Source organism: Klebsiella sp. KPN54798, assembly GCF_021184225.1.
GTDB lineage: Bacteria > Pseudomonadota > Gammaproteobacteria > Enterobacterales > Enterobacteriaceae > Klebsiella > Klebsiella pneumoniae.
In genome coordinates, this window is sequence record NZ_CP089234.1 from 809,794 (window position 1) to 825,261 (window position 15,468).

18 protein-coding genes are annotated in these 15,468 nt (G+C 59.1%); 8 read left to right on the forward strand and 10 right to left on the reverse strand.

What is annotated here, in order from left to right:
* Window positions 1-88: 88 nt before the first annotated feature.
* Genes LPQ25_RS04025 through LPQ25_RS04040 form a run of 4 tightly spaced genes read right to left on the reverse strand, consistent with a single transcriptional unit; the run spans window position 89 to window position 2,839 of the window.
* Window positions 89-892, reverse strand: a complete 804-nt coding sequence (locus LPQ25_RS04025; RefSeq protein ID WP_234599498.1) for a carboxymuconolactone decarboxylase family protein — start codon at window positions 890-892, stop codon at window positions 89-91.
* Window positions 893-924: 32 nt separating this feature from the next.
* Window positions 925-1,944, reverse strand: coding sequence for an aldo/keto reductase (locus tag LPQ25_RS04030; RefSeq protein ID WP_014906954.1), 1,020 nt, complete (start codon window positions 1,942-1,944; stop codon window positions 925-927).
* 20 nt (window positions 1,945-1,964) lie between these two features.
* Window positions 1,965-2,522, reverse strand: coding sequence for an NAD(P)H-dependent oxidoreductase (locus LPQ25_RS04035; protein ID WP_004174492.1), 558 nt, complete (start codon window positions 2,520-2,522; stop codon window positions 1,965-1,967).
* A gap of 8 nt (window positions 2,523-2,530) precedes the next feature.
* A complete protein-coding gene (locus LPQ25_RS04040; protein ID WP_004151785.1) occupies window positions 2,531-2,839 on the reverse strand; it encodes a superoxide dismutase in 309 nt (102 codons plus the stop codon).
* 138 nt (window positions 2,840-2,977) lie between these two features.
* Between LPQ25_RS04040 and LPQ25_RS04045 the strand changes: the two genes are divergently transcribed.
* Window positions 2,978-3,877, forward strand: coding sequence for a LysR family transcriptional regulator (locus LPQ25_RS04045; RefSeq protein WP_014906955.1), 900 nt, complete (start codon window positions 2,978-2,980; stop codon window positions 3,875-3,877).
* Window positions 3,878-4,047: 170 nt separating this feature from the next.
* Entirely contained in the window at window positions 4,048-4,323 is a 276-nt protein-coding gene (locus LPQ25_RS27265) for a hypothetical protein (protein ID WP_004174494.1), read from the forward strand.
* 3 nt (window positions 4,324-4,326) lie between these two features.
* On the opposite strand, the gene LPQ25_RS04055 is transcribed toward LPQ25_RS27265, so the two are convergent.
* Window positions 4,327-4,899, reverse strand: a complete 573-nt coding sequence (locus LPQ25_RS04055) for a DUF1349 domain-containing protein (protein ID WP_002916283.1) — start codon at window positions 4,897-4,899, stop codon at window positions 4,327-4,329.
* Window positions 4,900-4,929: 30 nt separating this feature from the next.
* Window positions 4,930-5,223, reverse strand: coding sequence for a YciI family protein (locus LPQ25_RS04060; RefSeq protein ID WP_014906956.1), 294 nt, complete (start codon window positions 5,221-5,223; stop codon window positions 4,930-4,932).
* A 218-nt stretch (window positions 5,224-5,441) separates the two neighbouring features.
* On the opposite strand from LPQ25_RS04060, the gene LPQ25_RS04065 reads away from it, so the two are divergent.
* From LPQ25_RS04065 to LPQ25_RS04085, 5 genes are all read left to right on the forward strand, one after another.
* On the forward strand, window positions 5,442-5,771 hold the full coding sequence (locus LPQ25_RS04065; RefSeq protein WP_002916281.1) for a metalloregulator ArsR/SmtB family transcription factor: 330 nt from the start codon (window positions 5,442-5,444) through the stop codon (window positions 5,769-5,771).
* A gap of 51 nt (window positions 5,772-5,822) precedes the next feature.
* Window positions 5,823-7,115, forward strand: coding sequence for an arsenic transporter (locus tag LPQ25_RS04070; RefSeq protein ID WP_015875152.1), 1,293 nt, complete (start codon window positions 5,823-5,825; stop codon window positions 7,113-7,115).
* Window positions 7,116-7,124: 9 nt separating this feature from the next.
* The gene (gene arsC, locus LPQ25_RS04075; RefSeq protein ID WP_004185524.1) at window positions 7,125-7,547 is read left to right on the forward strand and encodes a glutaredoxin-dependent arsenate reductase; all 423 of its coding nucleotides are present in this window, start codon (window positions 7,125-7,127) and stop codon (window positions 7,545-7,547) included.
* A gap of 472 nt (window positions 7,548-8,019) precedes the next feature.
* Window positions 8,020-9,573: a peptide MFS transporter gene (locus LPQ25_RS04080; RefSeq protein ID WP_014906958.1), complete on the forward strand. Its 1,554-nt coding sequence runs from the start codon at window positions 8,020-8,022 to the stop codon at window positions 9,571-9,573.
* Window positions 9,574-9,757: 184 nt separating this feature from the next.
* Window positions 9,758-10,057 carry a DUF1889 family protein gene (locus tag LPQ25_RS04085; RefSeq protein WP_002916274.1) on the forward strand — a complete coding sequence of 100 codons (300 nt, stop codon included), beginning with the start codon at window positions 9,758-9,760 and terminating at the stop codon, window positions 10,055-10,057.
* A 264-nt stretch (window positions 10,058-10,321) separates the two neighbouring features.
* Here LPQ25_RS04085 and LPQ25_RS04090 read toward each other — a convergent pair whose 3' ends face one another.
* The 4 genes from LPQ25_RS04090 to LPQ25_RS04105 are packed head-to-tail and all read right to left on the reverse strand — an operon-like array spanning window position 10,322 to window position 15,021.
* Entirely contained in the window at window positions 10,322-11,770 is a 1,449-nt protein-coding gene (locus tag LPQ25_RS04090; protein WP_002916272.1) for an MdtP family multidrug efflux transporter outer membrane subunit, read from the reverse strand.
* Window positions 11,767-13,704 (reverse strand): multidrug efflux transporter permease subunit MdtO, encoded by a 1,938-nt coding sequence (gene mdtO, locus LPQ25_RS04095; protein ID WP_004211776.1) that lies wholly within the window; start codon window positions 13,702-13,704, stop codon window positions 11,767-11,769. Before mdtO ends, LPQ25_RS04090 begins: the two co-directional genes overlap by 4 nt.
* 12 nt (window positions 13,705-13,716) lie before the next feature.
* On the reverse strand, window positions 13,717-14,742 hold the full coding sequence (mdtN, locus tag LPQ25_RS04100) for a multidrug transporter subunit MdtN (RefSeq protein WP_004181222.1): 1,026 nt from the start codon (window positions 14,740-14,742) through the stop codon (window positions 13,717-13,719).
* Between the two features lie 6 nt (window positions 14,743-14,748).
* Window positions 14,749-15,021 (reverse strand): YtcA family lipoprotein, encoded by a 273-nt coding sequence (locus tag LPQ25_RS04105; protein WP_002916204.1) that lies wholly within the window; start codon window positions 15,019-15,021, stop codon window positions 14,749-14,751.
* 205 nt (window positions 15,022-15,226) lie between these two features.
* Here LPQ25_RS04105 and yjdI point away from each other — a divergent pair, with 205 nt between their 5' ends.
* On the forward strand, window positions 15,227-15,457 hold the full coding sequence (gene yjdI / locus LPQ25_RS04110; RefSeq protein WP_002916202.1) for a 4Fe-4S mono-cluster protein YjdI: 231 nt from the start codon (window positions 15,227-15,229) through the stop codon (window positions 15,455-15,457).
* Window positions 15,458-15,468 lie beyond the last annotated feature (11 nt).

The following is a 15,468-nucleotide window of genomic DNA, read 5'->3' on the forward strand; positions in this document are numbered from 1 at the left end:
CGCGAGACCTAATCGAAAGCCCTCGTGGTACCTTTAAATTAACAATTAACGATAAATAAAGGACAGCTTCCCTGTCCTTTATTCTTTTTTATTCAGCTTTGCTCTCGCGCGCTCGCAATACCTCACCGACCACCGGGGCGGCGGTAAACGCATTTGGCCATCCCGCGTAGAACGCCGCCTGGGCGACTACTTCTCCGGCCTCTTCAGCCGAAAGCCCATTATCCATAGCTCTGTTTAGGTGGTAGCCAATCTGCGCGCTCTGTCCGGCGGCGATTAACGTGCTGACCGTCACCAGACTTCTGTCGCGGGGCGTAAGCGCGGGCCGTTGCCAGAGGTCGAGAAACAGCGGGTCGGCGGTAAATTTAACCAGGCCAGGCGAAATGGGGCCGACATTTTTTTCCACGGTGTCTGCACGCTGTTTCTCTACCTGTTCATTGAGTGGCAGCAGCGTTGGCGAGGCGGCGGGCAGGGCCTCTGCCGTCACGCCCCTGGCTTCAAAGATGGCTTTAGCGACGCTGACGGCTGACATCGCATTGGGCCAGCCAGCGTAGAAGGCGAGGTGAGTAATGATCTCTGACACTTCCGCTGGCGTCACGCCGCTATCGAGCGCAACGGCAATATAGTGCTTCAGCTCGCCTGGCTGGTTGCGGGCAATCAGCATCGCTACGGTCACGATGCTACGGTCGCGGGCGGAGAGGGCGTCACGTTGCCAGAGGTCGTTGCTGATGGCCTCGCGGCCGAAGCGCGCCAGCGCCGGGGAGACCGCTTGAATATCAGCGTCCGCAAGGGTGGAAGGGGTAATTTTCATCATAGCTTCATCTCTTTGTTCGTGGGCATAAGTAAAATCAGACAGCACAAGCGACAAGGCTGCCGCGGCAATCACGTTTTTCATATTTGCTCCTTTCCGATCCGCAGGGCGGATCGTTAGCGCGTCCACACCTGAGGACGGTCTTTGGCTTGCGGCGTGTTTTGCGCCATCACGCCTGTGAGGAAGTGCGGCGGATAGGCTTCTTCCAGATAACGGATGTCTTCCGGGCTCAGTTGAAGGGCTACAGCGTTGACCGCGCCGTCAACATGATGTTTTTGCGTGGCGCCGATCACCGGGGCGGTGACTTTTATCAGCAGCCAGGCCAGCGAAATTTCGGTCATCGAGACCTGATGCCGTTCGGCAAGTTCAGCGACGCGGGCAATAATGATCCGGTCCTGTTCTGCCGTGCCGTCGTATTTGCCCCGGGCATAATCATCTTCCACCGCTCGCCGCGTGTGGCCTTCTAAGCGGGAGAGACGGCCGCTGGCCAGCGCGCTATAGGGAGTCATGGCGATACCCTCTTCTGCGCACAGCCCGAACAGCTCTCGTTCATCTTCACGCATAATCAGGTTGTAGTGGCTCTGCACAGAAACAAAGGATGTCAGCCCTTCGCGTTCGGCAAGGGCGTTCGCCTTCGCCAACTGCCAGGCATAGCAATTGGAAATGCCAATCGCGCGCACCTTGCCGGCGGTCACTGCGGTGTGCAGCGCCTCCAGCACGTCGATAACCGGGGTGTTGTAATCCCAGATGTGGTAGATGTAGAGGTCGATGTAGTCCATCCCGAGGTTTCGCAGACTCTGGTCAAGCGAGCGGGCTATCGCCTGTTTTCCGCTGATCCCCTCGGCAATCTGGGCAGCGGTTCGTGGCAGAAACTTGGTGGCCAGCACCACCTCCTCGCGTTTTGCCATCTCCCGCAGCGCCCGGCCAACGTACCGTTCGCTGGAGCCGTTCTGATAGGCGATGGCGGTATCGTAAAAATTGATGCCCTGTTCCAGAGCGTGGCGGATGATGTCCCGGCTGGCTGTTTCGTCCAGCGTCCAGCGATGCTGACCCGTTGACGGATCGCCAAACCCCATACATCCCATGCAGATACGGGAGACCAGTAAGTCACTCTTCCCGAGCCGGGTATACTGCATCGTTATTTTCTCCCTTTGGGTTATTCCACCAGAGTATTAAGCCGCGCGATCAGTCTGGCCGCGTGTTCCCGGGCAAGCGTTTTTTGCTGAGCGATTTTGTCGGCATCCCGGTCGGCGTAGCTAATACCGCAGGTATAAACCGGCGCCAGCAGCGCAAGATTGCACAGCCTGGCCGTGGTCTCGAAGGGAAGGAGATACTCCTCAATGGCATGGCCAAAGAAACCGTCAGCGGTATAGAGCGCCTGTGGCGCTCCCGTGGTGAAGGAGAGGAGCAGCTTTTTACCACCCAGTTTCGCCGTTGAGCCATGGGCGAAGCCGTGGACAAATACCTCGTCCAGCCACTGTTTCATTAACCCGGGCAGCCCATACCAGCTAAAGGGAAACTGCCAGACAATCACATCCGCCTGCAGCAGGCTTTCCTGCTCAGCGGCGATGTTGAATTTGCCGTCCGGATAGAGCCAGTCCAGACGACGGATTTCCGCATCAGGCAGGGCGGTCGCCAGCTCATCGAGGATGGTGGCGTTGGCGATGGAATGGTTAAGATCCGGATGCCCGGAAACGACAAGAATATGAGCCATTCCCAACGTTACTCCTGATGTTTAAATTCAGCGGAGAAGAGATTTTCCCAGCTAATAAACGAGCCGAGTGGAATACACTCGAAGGTTAATAGACCCGCTTTTGCCAGCGGAAATTCGGCCATGACATTATTCGCCTCTTCCACGGTGTCGCACTCGAGGAAAATAGCGACGCCGGGTCGATCCTGACGGAAATAGATGTCGCGAATAAAACCTGACTTGTACAGTCCCCAGGCGTGCAGGGCTTCTGCGGTAAGGTGCGGCGCATAGTGTTCCAGCGTCGCGCCGGGGGCAGGGATATCCAGACATAAAATTCGCATAGTTGTCTCCGGAAAGTCGTTATCAGCGGGAAGAGACAAAAGTATACGAGCCGCAGGGGGGGAAGATTAGGCGGTCATTGACTTAAGAATATTTAGCCTGTACTTAATAATCAGGCGAGGGTGTCTTAAGGAGACGCTATGAATAACGCGCTTTATAATCAGATACGCATCTTTCAGAGCATTGCGCGCGAGGGCAATATCTCGGCCGCCGCGCGCAAGCTCGAAATCACGCCGCCGTCGGTCAGCAATGCGCTCAGGCTGCTGGAGGAGCATATTGGCCACTCCCTTTTTGTGCGCACTACCCGGCGTATCGAGCTGACGGAAACCGGGCAACAGCTGCTGGAGCAGACCGCCGCGGCGGTGGAGACACTGGAAAAGTCGCTGGAAATCATCCGCGACCAGAATCAGGAGCCCTCCGGGGCAGTGAGAATAACCCTCTCGCGCTTTGCCTACCTGCTTATTCTCAAACCGGCGATGGCGGCATTTTGTCAGCAATATCCGGGGATCCAGCTGGAAATATCGGTCTATGACGGTACCGTCAATATTATTGAAGAACGTTTCGACCTTGGGATCCGCTTTGGCGATATTCTCGAAGGCGGCGTGGTCGCCCGCCCGTTAATGAAGCCGTTTCGTGAAGGGCTATACGCCTCCTCTGCCTATCTTGCCGAATATGGCGTGCCCGCGATGCCTGCCGATCTCCATCATCACCGGCTGATTGGCTATCGCTTTATTACCAACAACCGCATCCTGCCGCTGATCCTCAATGACCACGGCGAGCAGCTCACCGTCGAGATGCCCGGACAGTTAATCAGCAATGATATTGACGTCATGGCCGACGGTATTCGCCACGGACTGGGGATTGGCCGTTTATTTGAACCAATCCTGCAATTACAGCCCGATCGTGAGCAGTTTATTCCCGTGATGGAGGACTACTGGAAAACCTATCCGCCGGTTTATCTCTATTACCCAAAAAACGCGGGCAGAACGAAAAGGGTGAAAGCCCTGATTGATTTCCTGATAATGCATGCCGCGGAATAAAGGCTATTTTGCGTGCGAAATATCTGAAGGCACAGATCCTGTCTTCCCTCAGTCTTAACCCTATACTCCTTGCGAATAAAGCGGTTTTTATCGCGATGATTTTTGCCGCTCAACGGCTTAACCCATCACCAACGTCATAGGCTGGGAATATCAATAAGGGAGAGGTATCAATGGGCAGACGCTTCATAGTCTGTATATTCGCGCTGGTGGCGTTTTCGGCCAGTGCTGCGCATGGTGTTCACGGTGGCCATAACGGGCAGTCGGTGAGCGCTGGCGCCGACGGCGGCAACGGTTCGAACGGCGGCGATATCGATAATTCCTCGGGTCGGGCAGGGTGCCCTGGCGGCACCGATCCCGATAAGCACGGTCATTTTTATCTCCCTGGCACCAGCGAACCCTGCAATCCTGGGCCCCAGGATGCAGAGAAAGTCGGGTCTTCCCGCTAGCGTTCAGCTCAGATCGTGCAGCGCTTTGTCCAGCGGCGGGGAAAGCTGAATATCCTGAAACGCAACCGCCAGTCCGCCACGCTCCGGTGAGCAGCACATGACGCCCGCTTTCACCGGGCCTGGCGGAAAGTAGCCGAGCCGCAGTAGCGGCCAGCGCTCGCCGTCGGTTGAATACTGCAGCCTTAACGCGTCGCCCTTGCGGGTCAGCCGCAGCCAGAAGGTGCGCGGGTCGCCGGGGAAAAGCCCGGTGGCCCAGTCGGAGTGGGTTAGCGTCAGTACGCTGCCGATGGCCGGGGCATCGTCATTGAATTCAATTCCCGCCTTCAGCCAGGTCTGCTCGTCGGCCATCATCATCAGCCCAGCCTGGTCGTAAAGCGTGGTGAAATCCGCACAGATTTTTGCCTGCAGGGTAAAATCGCCCGCCACTTCTGCGGCATAGAGATGGCCAGAGAAGCGCTCGAAGCCATACCAGGTATGGCGCCAGAAGTCGGTATGCTTATTAGTGACCACCGTCAGGCCGTCGGAATCGCGGCGCCACTCGGCAGGTTCATTGATCCAGTGAAAGTACGGCTGCATTTTTCCTCCGGGATATGCTTTCAGACAGGGTTATAACAGCGACTGCAGCGCGGGTGACGCCATGCTGGCCTCAAAGGGAATAATCTCTGTACGGGCGAGACCCAGCTGCTGGAAGGGATCCTGGCTCAGACGCGCTTGCAGAGTTTCCCGGCTATCGCATTTTGCCAGAATGACGCCGCCGGTGCGGGGAATACGGCGGCCGGAGGCGAGAAAGAGGCCGTCGGCATAGCCTTTTTTGAGCCATTCGATGTGGGCGGAGATCGCACGGTCAACCACTTCGAGCGGTTTTATATACGTTAAAACAACCACATAAATCGTACTCATCCTGAAAGCCCTGGCAATCCAATGGGATCTCCAGCCTGACATATTTCGATGATGGATAAAAGAAAACGCGGCATTTTTCCGTGCTATTTAGCAGGGATGGCGGGGCGCAACATCCAGGATGCTCATCGCAGACGTGAATTAATATATATGTTTTTGCGCATGTATATTGATCTTACTTTGTGGCCCCGTATGCTGTCCGTCACGCTTGAGGAGAAATCATGTCTTTATTGCCCCTGCAACTGTTCAAAAACCTCGCCGATGAAACTCGGCTGGGGATCGTATTGCTGCTCAAGGCGCGTGGAGAGCTGTGCGTGTGCGATCTCTGTACGGCGCTCGCCCAGTCCCAGCCCAAGATCTCCCGCCATCTGGCGATGCTCCGTGAGAGCGGATTGCTGCTGGATCGTAAACAGGGTAAGTGGGTCCATTACCGCCTCTCTCCGCAGATGCCGGCCTGGGCGGCGCAGGTGATTGAGCAGGCCTGGCTCAGTCAGCAGGAGGATGTGCGGCTGATGATCAGCAGACTGGCTGGCGGGCCGGGTTGCCGGTAAAAAATTTATCTTAACATATATGATTTTTCGAATGTGATTGGCGGAGGAACGATGTTGCTGGCAGGTACGATTTTTATCCTGACCCTGGTGCTGGTGATTTGGCAGCCGCGGGGGTTAGGGATCGGCTGGAGCGCGGCCTTTGGCGCGGCGCTGGCGCTGGCCACCGGTGGCGTACAGGTAGCCGATATCCCGGTGGTATGGCATATCGTCTGGAATGCGACCGCCACCTTTATCGCCGTTATCATTATCAGCCTGCTGCTTGATGAGTCTGGCTTTTTCGAATGGGCCGCGCTGCACGTTTCCCGCTGGGGAAGAGGCCGGGGTCGTCTGCTGTTTACCTGGATTATCCTGCTCGGCGCGGCTGTGGCGGCGCTGTTTGCCAACGATGGGGCGGCGCTGATCCTCACGCCAATCGTGATTGCCATGCTGCGAGCGCTGGGGTTCAGCAAGGGAACGATGCTGGCCTTTGTCATGGCCGCCGGATTTATTGCCGATACCGCCAGCCTGCCGCTGGTGGTGTCGAATCTGGTGAATATCGTTTCGGCAGATTTCTTTGCCATCGGCTTCAGGGAGTACGCTTCGGTGATGGTGCCGGTCGATCTCGCGGCGATCCTCACCACCCTGGCGATGCTGCACCTGTTCTTTCGCAAGGATATCCCGCCGGCCTGGGATATGGCGTTACTAAAAGCGCCGGCCACGGCGATAAAAGATCCAGCGACGTTCCGCACCGGCTGGGGCGTGCTGCTGCTGTTGCTGGCTGGCTTTTTCGTCCTTGAACCGCTGGGGATCCCGGTCAGCGCCATCGCGGCGCTCGGCGCCGGGATCCTGTTTGCTGTCGCGAAGCGCGGGCGGGTAATTAACACCGGCAAGGTGCTGCGCGGCGCCCCGTGGCAGATAGTGATCTTCTCGCTGGGAATGTATCTGGTGGTGTATGGTCTGCGAAACGCCGGGTTAACGGACTATCTGACCACGGTGCTGAACATGCTGGCGGAGCGCGGGCTCTGGGCCGCGACGCTGGGCACCGGTATCCTGTCGGCCTTCCTCTCTTCAATAATGAATAATATGCCCAGCGTACTGGTCGGCGCCCTGTCGATTGATGGCAGCGCGGCAACAGGGACGATCAAAGAGGCCATGATTTATGCCAACGTCATCGGCTGCGATCTGGGGCCCAAGATCACGCCAATTGGTAGCCTGGCCACGCTGCTCTGGCTGCATGTGCTGGCGCAGAAGTACATCACCATCGGTTGGGGGTATTATTTCCGCTGCGGCATCACCATGACCCTGCCGGTGCTGCTTGTGACGCTGGCCGCGCTGGCGCTGCGTCTCTCCTTCAACCAGCCATGAGAACGTACTATGAGCATCACCATTTACCATAACCCTGACTGCGGCACCTCGCGTAATACGCTGGCGCTGATCCGTAACAGCGGCGCCGAGCCCACCGTTATCTATTATCTGGAGACGCCGCCGTCGGGTGATGAGCTGCGCCAGCTGCTCGCCGCGATGGGGATCCCGGTGCGCGCGCTGCTGCGGAAAAACGTCGAACCCTACGACGCGCTGGGCCTGGCGGAAGACCGGTTTACTGACGACCAGATAATCGACTTTATGCTTCAGCATCCGATCCTGATTAACCGTCCGATCGTAACGACGCCGCAGGGCACCCGACTCTGCCGCCCGTCAGAGGTGGTGCTGGAGATCCTGACGGCGCCGCAACAAGGCGCATTCGTGAAGGAGGACGGTGAGCCAGTCATTGATGCCGCAGGGCAGCGTGTGAAATAGCGCGCAGAATGGCGCCGGCTGTAGCAGCCGGCATGCCGTGTTAAACCTGCTGTATGGTAGGCTCTCCAGGTATGTAGCGCCTGGATTGCTGACAATATTCTCGCTTAGCGCTATTTCTCCACTATCCAGTCTGTTTCCCTTACTTTTCCTGCCGTTATACACCGCCTCTGCGCCGGTGGTTTATGTCTCTCGATAAATTATTAACTGTTTGTTTTTAATGGGTAAAATTTCTTTTTGTGCGTAATGATATAAAGTCAACGTCGTTTGCATTATTGCGAACATTAAATCTGTAAAACTAGATGTTTGTCGACTTTTCATCTAAAAAGGGAAGGTAAGGGGCTGGACAAAACCATTGCGTGGTTATCAAATGGTTAAAAATGCTCGTGTTTGATGTTAATACAAACAAATTATAAATCGTCAGCCTGCTTTATACGGTTAACTTGCGCTGCGGCGCACCTTACCTGGAGAATTTATGCATTCCTCTGTTAATAAAAACGAAAGCCGTACCTTTTTCGGCCATCCTTATCCGCTGGGCTCCCTGTTCTTCACTGAAATGTGGGAGCGCTTCTCGTTTTACGGCATCCGTCCTTTACTGATCCTGTTTATGGCGGCGACAGTGTACGACGGCGGCATGGGCCTGGCGCGAGAGAACGCCTCGGCGATCGTTGGGATTTTTGCCGGCAGTATGTATCTCGCCGCGCTGCCGGGCGGCTGGCTGGCGGATAACTGGCTTGGCCAACAACGCGCCGTCTGGTACGGCTCTATCCTGATCGCCCTGGGGCACCTGTCGATCGCTCTGTCAGCATGGCTGGGCAACGATCTGTTCTTTATCGGTCTGATGTTTATCGTCCTGGGTTCCGGGTTGTTTAAAACCTGTATCTCGGTGATGGTCGGCACCCTGTATAAAAAGGGCGACGCGCGCCGCGACGGTGGTTTTTCGCTGTTCTACATGGGGATCAACATCGGCTCGTTTATCGCGCCATTGATCTCTGGCTGGCTTATCAAATCGCATGGCTGGCACTGGGGCTTCGGCATCGGGGGGATCGGGATGCTGGTGGCGCTGATCATTTTCCGTGTCTTTGCCGTACCGTCGATGAAGCGCTATGACGCGGAGGTTGGCCTCGATTCCACCTGGAACAGCCCGGTGGCGAAAAAGAATGGCGTTGGAGCGTGGCTGCTGGCGCTGGCGCTGGGAGTGGCGGTGCTGGTCACGCTTATCAGCCTGGGCACGATCGTGATTAACCCGGTGGCGGTGGCCAGCGTGCTGGTCTATGTGATTGCCGCCTCCGTGGCGCTCTATTTCCTCTGGCTGTTCGTCTTCGCCGGACTCAACCGTAAAGAGCGGGCGCGCCTGCTGGTATGCTTTATTTTGCTGGTCTCTGCGGCCTTTTTCTGGTCCGCGTTTGAACAGAAACCGACCTCCTTCAACCTGTTTGCTAACGACTACACCAACCGGATGATCGGCGATTTTGAGATCCCCGCGGTCTGGTTCCAGTCGATTAACGCCTTGTTTATCATTCTCCTCGCGCCGGTATTCAGCTGGGCGTGGCCTGCGCTGGCGCGTAAAAACGTTCGTCCGGGCAGTATGACCAAATTCGTGATTGGCATCCTGTGCGCAGCGGCGGGCTTTGGCCTGATGATGCTGGCGGCGCAGAACGTTCTGAGCAACGGCGGGGCCGGTGTGTCGCCGCTGTGGCTGGTGGGCAGCATCCTGATGCTGACGCTCGGTGAACTGTGCCTCAGCCCGATTGGGCTGGCGACCATGACTCTGCTGGCGCCGGAGAGAATGCGCGGCCAGATGATGGGGCTGTGGTTCTGCGCCAGCGCGCTGGGTAACCTGGCGGCGGGCCTGATCGGCGGTCATGTGAAGGCCGATCAGCTGTCGCTGCTGCCGGACCTCTTCGCCCGCTGCTCCATCGCATTGCTGATCTGCGCCGCCGTGCTGGCCGTGCTGATTGTCCCGGTCCGCCGGATGCTGGAGAACAGCCGGTCCAGCGCCGCGCAAAAATCCCTCAGCAACGCCTAACGCGATCCTCAGGCCGGCCCTACGGGGCCGGCTTGTTTTTTGTCCAATCCCCGCCCCAGCAGAACAAAATCCCCTTTTCACAATGCGCGATGTCCCATAACGTGAGCGTGTTCTTTGAAATCACGTCGCTTTCCGGTCCATAGTGTAGTCAGGTTTACTATGTGGTTAATATAAGGACACACCTATGCCAGCAGTCATTGATAAAGCATTGGATTTCATCGGTGGTATGAATACGTCTGAGCCAGTACCACAGTCTATGGATGAAAGTACCGCGAAGGGAATTCTCAAATATTTAAAAGAACTGGGCGTACCAGCCACCCCGGCCGACGTCGCTGCGCGCGGCCAACAGCAGGGCTGGAGCGCTGGGTTTACCGACAAAGTGGCGGAGTGGGCTGAACGGGTCGCCGCCGGCGAACGGCTGGTGATTAAGCATCCGGAATTCTTTTCCACCTATATGCGGGAAGAGCTGCGCGCCCTGGTGTAATCGCCGCGCATCCACCCCGCCTCTTCAGCTTAATGCCTTCCCCTATTGGGAAGGCATTCTGGCGGATGACAAACCCGTTTCGTTATTGTGCCCGCCTTTCTGCCGGGTGGCGGCTTTCGCCTTACCCGGCCTACAAAAAACTCCAATATCAGACAGTTATGCAGTTAGCTGTAGGCCCGCGCAAGCGCAGCGCCGCCGGGCAAGCGCTGAAGATTGCACTTTGTCTGCAGTCTGATTGCCTTCCCCTCGGGGAAGGCATTTTTGTTACTGCCCTCGATAGCCGCCGCCCAGGGCTTTGATCAGGGTAATGTCGGTGCTTAGCCGCTGGGCCTCAATGTCCAGCAGCAACAGCTGCTGGGCGAGGACCGCCCGGCGGGCTTCTTCGGCGGCGTAGCGGCTGAGGAGGCCGCGCTGATAATGGGCGCGAGCGCTATCGGTGGTGGTCTGCGCCGCGGTGACTTTTAGCTGCTGCAGCGCGCGCTGCTGATTCAGGTCGTTAAGCTGGCTGGAGCTGATGGCGACATCGCGAACCGCATCCAGCACCGCCTGGTTGTACTGTTTGATCAGGATGTTGCTGGCGGTGCGTACCGACTGCAGATTAGCGTTCAGACGGCCGCCGTCGAAGATCGGCAGATACAGCCCGGGCAGCAGGTTGATCTGCTGGAAAGAGGACTTAAACAGATCCCCGACGCTCAGGGCGTTATAGCCCCAGAACGCTTTGATATCAAAATGGGGGTAGAAGGCCGCTTTCGCCGCATCGACCTGGCTCAGGGAGGCGGTGACGTAGCCGCGCAGCGCCTGCAGGTCCGGACGGCGGGCCAGCAGCTCGAAAGAGAGCGACGGCGGCAGCGTCTCCTGGAGCGCCGGCAGCGCCACCGGATGGATGGCCGGCATGCTCTGCGCATCGGCGCCGATCAGCGCCCGCAGGGTTTCACGATACTGGGTCAGCATCCCCTCGGCGCTAATGATCTGCTGGCGAGCGGCGAGCTGTTCGGCCTGGGCGTTGGCCACATCCACACTGTCTTCCAGGCCGCGCCGGGTCCGGTGCTCGTGGGCTTCCACCGAGAATCGGGCAATGCCCTCCAGCTCCTGCAGCAGCGCGATTTTCTGGAACGTCGCCTGCATGGCGAAATAGAGCTGCGCCACGCTGCTGGCGATGTCGAGCTCAATGCCGGCGGTCTCCGCCAGCCGGGCGTTTTTCTCGCCAATAGCGGCGGCGACCCGGGCGCGATCGGCCCCCCAGAGATCGATATTCAGCTGCGCCCCGACGCCAACGGTATTCAGCGTATACCAGGGGCCGTTTTTATCCACCGGCAGGGAGTATGAGTAGGGCCAGCTAAAGGATTTGTCGGTGATCCGCAGGCGGTTTTGCGCCGCGACGGCGGTGGCCTGCAGGCCCATCGCCGACCGGGCGAGTTCCACCGTGGACTGCGACTGGGAGATGCGCAGCCGGGCGGCCTGCATGGTCGGCGAGTTCTGCAGCGCCCGGTTGATCAGCATATTGAGCTGAGGATCATCATAGGCCTCCCACCAGCGGGCGGCCGGCCAGTCGCTGTTCGCCAGGTGGATCACCTGCGCCAGCTGGGCCTGCTGCGGATTGACGATGGCGACCTGGGCAGGCTCATCCTGGATCAGCGCGCAGCCGCTGAGCAGCGTCAGCGTCAGGGTAAAAAGAGTGCCGCGCAGGCGCGCGGAGAAAGGAAGGATCATCATGACGTTTTAGCCTGTTGCTCAGTCGCTATCGGTGTCGGCCCCCAGTCGGGCAGGGCGGCCAGCGCGGCGGCCAGCGCCGGGCCAAAGGGGTTAGTCAGGTCGGCGGTCAGCTGTTCGCCAGGCGCCGTCGCCTCCTGTTCGATACGTTCAGCGTAGCGCCGCAGCTGTTCGGCGCAGCGGGTCAGGGTCGGGTCTCCCGGCGCGGCGTTGAGTCGGTAGCCTTCGCTGAGGCGGGCGATCTCCTCGGCCTGGGCGAGGGTGGCGCGCATCGGCCAGCCTTTCGCCTGGGGCCAGGGGTGAGCATACGTGCCCAGCGGTTCGGCGCGAACCCGGTGGATCAGCGCTTCGCTGTCGGTGAAGGCGACAAGCAGGGGAGCCAGCGGAACCGCCTCCTTCGGGGCGGCGAGGCAGTCCGCCAGCCGGCGATAAAGTGCCGCAAGGCGGGTTTTCAGCTGCGGCGCTTCGCTGTCCGGCCAGAGATACAAATGAACAATGGAGGAGACCAGCACCCCGAGCAGGATGCCCAGCACCCGATCCCGCAGCTCGGTGAGGTTCGTCAGCGGAGCAAACCAGCTGAGAAAGGCCAGCGCAAAGGTGAAACCAATCTGGATCCCGGCGTAGGCGATACGCTCCGAGCCGGCGGCAATCCACGCCGCCAGCGCCAGCACCGGCAGGGACATCGCCAGCAGGCCCGTCAGCGAATCGGTCCAGGGCTGGACAAAGACGATTAACAGCAGCGCCAGCAGGGAGGCGAGCAGCGCCCCGCCGATGCGCAGCCATGTCTTTTGCATCGTGGCGCCCAGCCCGGGCTGGGCGACGATCACGCAGCTCAGCATAATGGTATGTAGACCCTGCCAGTCGGCAGCGGTATAGAAGACATAGCAGATTAGGGTCGCCAGCAGGGTCTTGAGCGCAAAATGGAGATATGCCGGGTTGCGCCAGGCGTCCGGCGCCAGCAGGGGCGCCTTCTCCACCTCACCCTGCGGCAGGGCAACCGGCTCACCCTGCGCCAGCCGCTGCAGAGTGGTAGCCATCTCCTGCAGAACAGCGCGATTGACGCCGCGACCGCTGAGCGTCAGGGGAGGAATAGCGCCGTCAAACGGCCCCTCGCTAAGGGCGTTCTTCAGCTGAAGTACCGCCTGCGACAGCTGCTGGCGATCGTCACTATCCGCCTCGTCTGCTTGCAGCAGGGCCGCCAGCTGGTAGCAGCGCAAAGTGGCGGCCAGCCGCGAGCGCCAGGCCTGGGGATCGGCGGCGATCTCCGGTGTCGCCCGGCTGGCCTGGGCGAATAGCGACTGCAGCTGATTGAACTGCGCGGCGGTCTCGCCGAAGGTCGGTGGCGCTTCAGCGTCCGGGGCCGCCAGCCGCCGGGCGACCTCGTGCAGCATCCCGGCCAGACGCGCCTTAAACTGGTTACCGGGAAAGGCCTGCTGAAAGCAGGCGTTGACCAGCAGGGTGACGAGGATCGCGGTGTTAATCGCCACCCACAGCCAAAGCAGCAGCCGCACCAGGATCTCGCTCTGGCTGGTCATCGACGGGAAGGTCTGAGCGTAAATCACCGCCAGCGCCACCACGAAAAAGGCCAGTCCCAGCTTGCCCAGCACCCGCATCAGATAGAGGGCGCAGAAAAAGAGCGCCACGGAGGCCGCCAGGCGGATCAGCGGGTAGTCATAGGTCCACTTGATGATCAGCAGCACGCCGCCGAGCGCCACGGTGACGGTGACAAAAAAGACCACGCTGACCAGCTTAATCATCAACACGTTAGGCTGGCTGACGTAGAACACGACGATCAGCGCAACGGCCAGGAAAGGGATCTGCAGGGTCATAAACAGGGTGATGAGCACCGCGCAGCTTAGCGTCAGGCGCAGCGTGTAGCTGGCGCGTCCCGGCGCGTCGCGCAGTTCCTGGCGTAAAAAATGGGCGAGAGGAAACATAGCGTCGCCCGGCTACGGCTGCAGCACGGCGCTGGCCGAGGCGCCCATGCGGAACAGTTCCGGGTCGGGATCGCTGACGGCGATTTTCACCGGGAAGCGCTGCGAGACGTGGACCCAGTTAATGCTTTTCTGGATCAGCGGCAGCCCTTCGATGACGCTCCCACCTTCGGGCAGGACCCCGGAGCCGACCGAATCCACCACCCCGTTAAAGGTCCGGTTGTGGTTGGTCATCACGGTGATCCGCGCCGCCACGCCGGGGCGCACGTTGTTCAGGTCGGTTTCGCGGAAGTTCGCGATCACATACCAGCGGTCGTCATCCAGCAGGGTGAAGACCGGCTTCAGCGCCGAGGCGTACTGGCCGACGGTGGTTTTCAGCGCCACCACCACGCCGTTGAACGGCGCGCGCACTTCGGTAAATTCCAGATGCAGTTCAGCGAGGGCGATTTGCGCCAGGACCCCGGCGCGTTGCGCCACCATGGCATCCACGCCGGTCACGGCCGCCGAGGCCTGTTTGGCCTGCAGCAGCGTGGCCTCCAGCTCCGCCCGCGCCGCTTTCTCAGCGGTGCGCGCCTGATCGAGATCTTCCTGGGAAGCGAACCCCTGCGGCACCAGCGGCTCAAGGCGGATACGCGTGGAGGTGGTCTGCTTAACCAGCGCTCTGGCGCGCTCGACGGCGGCCGCCACCGACTGGGCGTTATACTCCTGCGCTTTGATGGTGCGCTGGGTCAGCATGATCTGCGCGTCGAGGGTCGTCAGCCGGGCTTTCGCGTCATCGAGCATTGCCTGATAGGGGCGGGGGTCGATGCGGAACAACAGATCGCCTTTTTTCACCCGCTGGTTATCGCGAATGGGCATCTCCACGATGCGTCCGCTGACCTCGGGCACTACATCGATGGTATCGGCATAGACATAGGCGTCATTGGTCTCCGGCGAGGTTTGCAACTGCCAGATAACGAGGATCAGCGCCAGGATGGCGGCAAGGACCAGCGCCAGCAGAGGCCACTTTTTGCGTAACAGGGGAGTGCGGGAAGTTGTCATAAGCGATCAGTGAACAAAAAACAGAAACCACAGCAACGTGGCGAACAGGAACATCAGCGCGACGTAGCTGAAGACCAGGGGAGAAAAGCGCGGCTGCCAGCCTTTACGGGTAATCAGGATATGGCAGGGGATCAGTAAAAACGCACCGCCCAGTAAGCAGAAAAACCAGCCGGGAAAAGCAGCGCCCAATACCGGGATCTCTGGCGAAAGTGAGCAGCCGGAAAGCGGCAAGACGAGCAGTAACCGCGCCGGGCGGGCGATGGTGGCAATATGATTCAATGGAACATCCCTGAGTGATCATACCAGTGTGTCATGAGTGTAATCGCCTCGTTGCGGGAATGAAAGTCAACCGATCGTTGACTGCGGGATCCTTGCGCGATGGGAGAGCATGATGTGAGGCGTCAATTCCCGCGCTTGCGCATAGTCAGCCGCCACGGCGAGGGCTATGCTTAGCCTGAAAGATAAAAACGACCGAGGCAATGTCATGGATAAGGAATTACTGGAAGCCGGCTACCGGGCCTACACCGGGGAGAAAATCGACGTCTACTTTAATACGGCGATCTGTCAGCATTCCGGGAACTGCGTGCGCGGCAGCGCGAAGCTCTTCAACCTGAAGCGTAAGCCGTGGATTATCCCGGATGAAGTGGATGTCGCGACGGTGGTAAACGTGATTGATACCTGCCCGAGCGGCGCTCTGCAATATCGTCATAAATAAGCGAGGAGAAG

What these genes read in the sequence shown, in the direction of transcription:
- LPQ25_RS04085 (WP_002916274.1), top strand. Translation starts at nt 9,758, where the DNA reads ATGCCAGCAGTCATTGATAAAGCATTGGATTTCATCGGTGGTATGAAT.
- LPQ25_RS04045 (WP_014906955.1), top strand. Translation starts at nt 2,978, where the DNA reads ATGAATAACGCGCTTTATAATCAGATACGCATCTTTCAGAGCATTGCG.
- LPQ25_RS04040 (WP_004151785.1), bottom strand. Translation starts at nt 2,839, where the DNA reads ATGCGAATTTTATGTCTGGATATCCCTGCCCCCGGCGCGACGCTGGAA.
- LPQ25_RS04060 (WP_014906956.1), bottom strand. Translation starts at nt 5,223, where the DNA reads ATGAGTACGATTTATGTGGTTGTTTTAACGTATATAAAACCGCTCGAA.
- mdtN (WP_004181222.1), bottom strand. Translation starts at nt 14,742, where the DNA reads ATGACAACTTCCCGCACTCCCCTGTTACGCAAAAAGTGGCCTCTGCTG.
- LPQ25_RS04035 (WP_004174492.1), bottom strand. Translation starts at nt 2,522, where the DNA reads ATGGCTCATATTCTTGTCGTTTCCGGGCATCCGGATCTTAACCATTCC.
- LPQ25_RS04055 (WP_002916283.1), bottom strand. Translation starts at nt 4,899, where the DNA reads ATGCAGCCGTACTTTCACTGGATCAATGAACCTGCCGAGTGGCGCCGC.
- mdtO (WP_004211776.1), bottom strand. Translation starts at nt 13,704, where the DNA reads ATGTTTCCTCTCGCCCATTTTTTACGCCAGGAACTGCGCGACGCGCCG.
- LPQ25_RS04030 (WP_014906954.1), bottom strand. Translation starts at nt 1,944, where the DNA reads ATGCAGTATACCCGGCTCGGGAAGAGTGACTTACTGGTCTCCCGTATC.
- yjdI (WP_002916202.1), top strand. Translation starts at nt 15,227, where the DNA reads ATGGATAAGGAATTACTGGAAGCCGGCTACCGGGCCTACACCGGGGAG.
- LPQ25_RS04070 (WP_015875152.1), top strand. Translation starts at nt 5,823, where the DNA reads ATGTTGCTGGCAGGTACGATTTTTATCCTGACCCTGGTGCTGGTGATT.
- arsC (WP_004185524.1), top strand. Translation starts at nt 7,125, where the DNA reads ATGAGCATCACCATTTACCATAACCCTGACTGCGGCACCTCGCGTAAT.
- LPQ25_RS27265 (WP_004174494.1), top strand. Translation starts at nt 4,048, where the DNA reads ATGGGCAGACGCTTCATAGTCTGTATATTCGCGCTGGTGGCGTTTTCG.
- LPQ25_RS04080 (WP_014906958.1), top strand. Translation starts at nt 8,020, where the DNA reads ATGCATTCCTCTGTTAATAAAAACGAAAGCCGTACCTTTTTCGGCCAT.
- LPQ25_RS04065 (WP_002916281.1), top strand. Translation starts at nt 5,442, where the DNA reads ATGTCTTTATTGCCCCTGCAACTGTTCAAAAACCTCGCCGATGAAACT.
- LPQ25_RS04090 (WP_002916272.1), bottom strand. Translation starts at nt 11,770, where the DNA reads ATGATGATCCTTCCTTTCTCCGCGCGCCTGCGCGGCACTCTTTTTACC.
- LPQ25_RS04025 (WP_234599498.1), bottom strand. Translation starts at nt 892, where the DNA reads ATGAAAAACGTGATTGCCGCGGCAGCCTTGTCGCTTGTGCTGTCTGAT.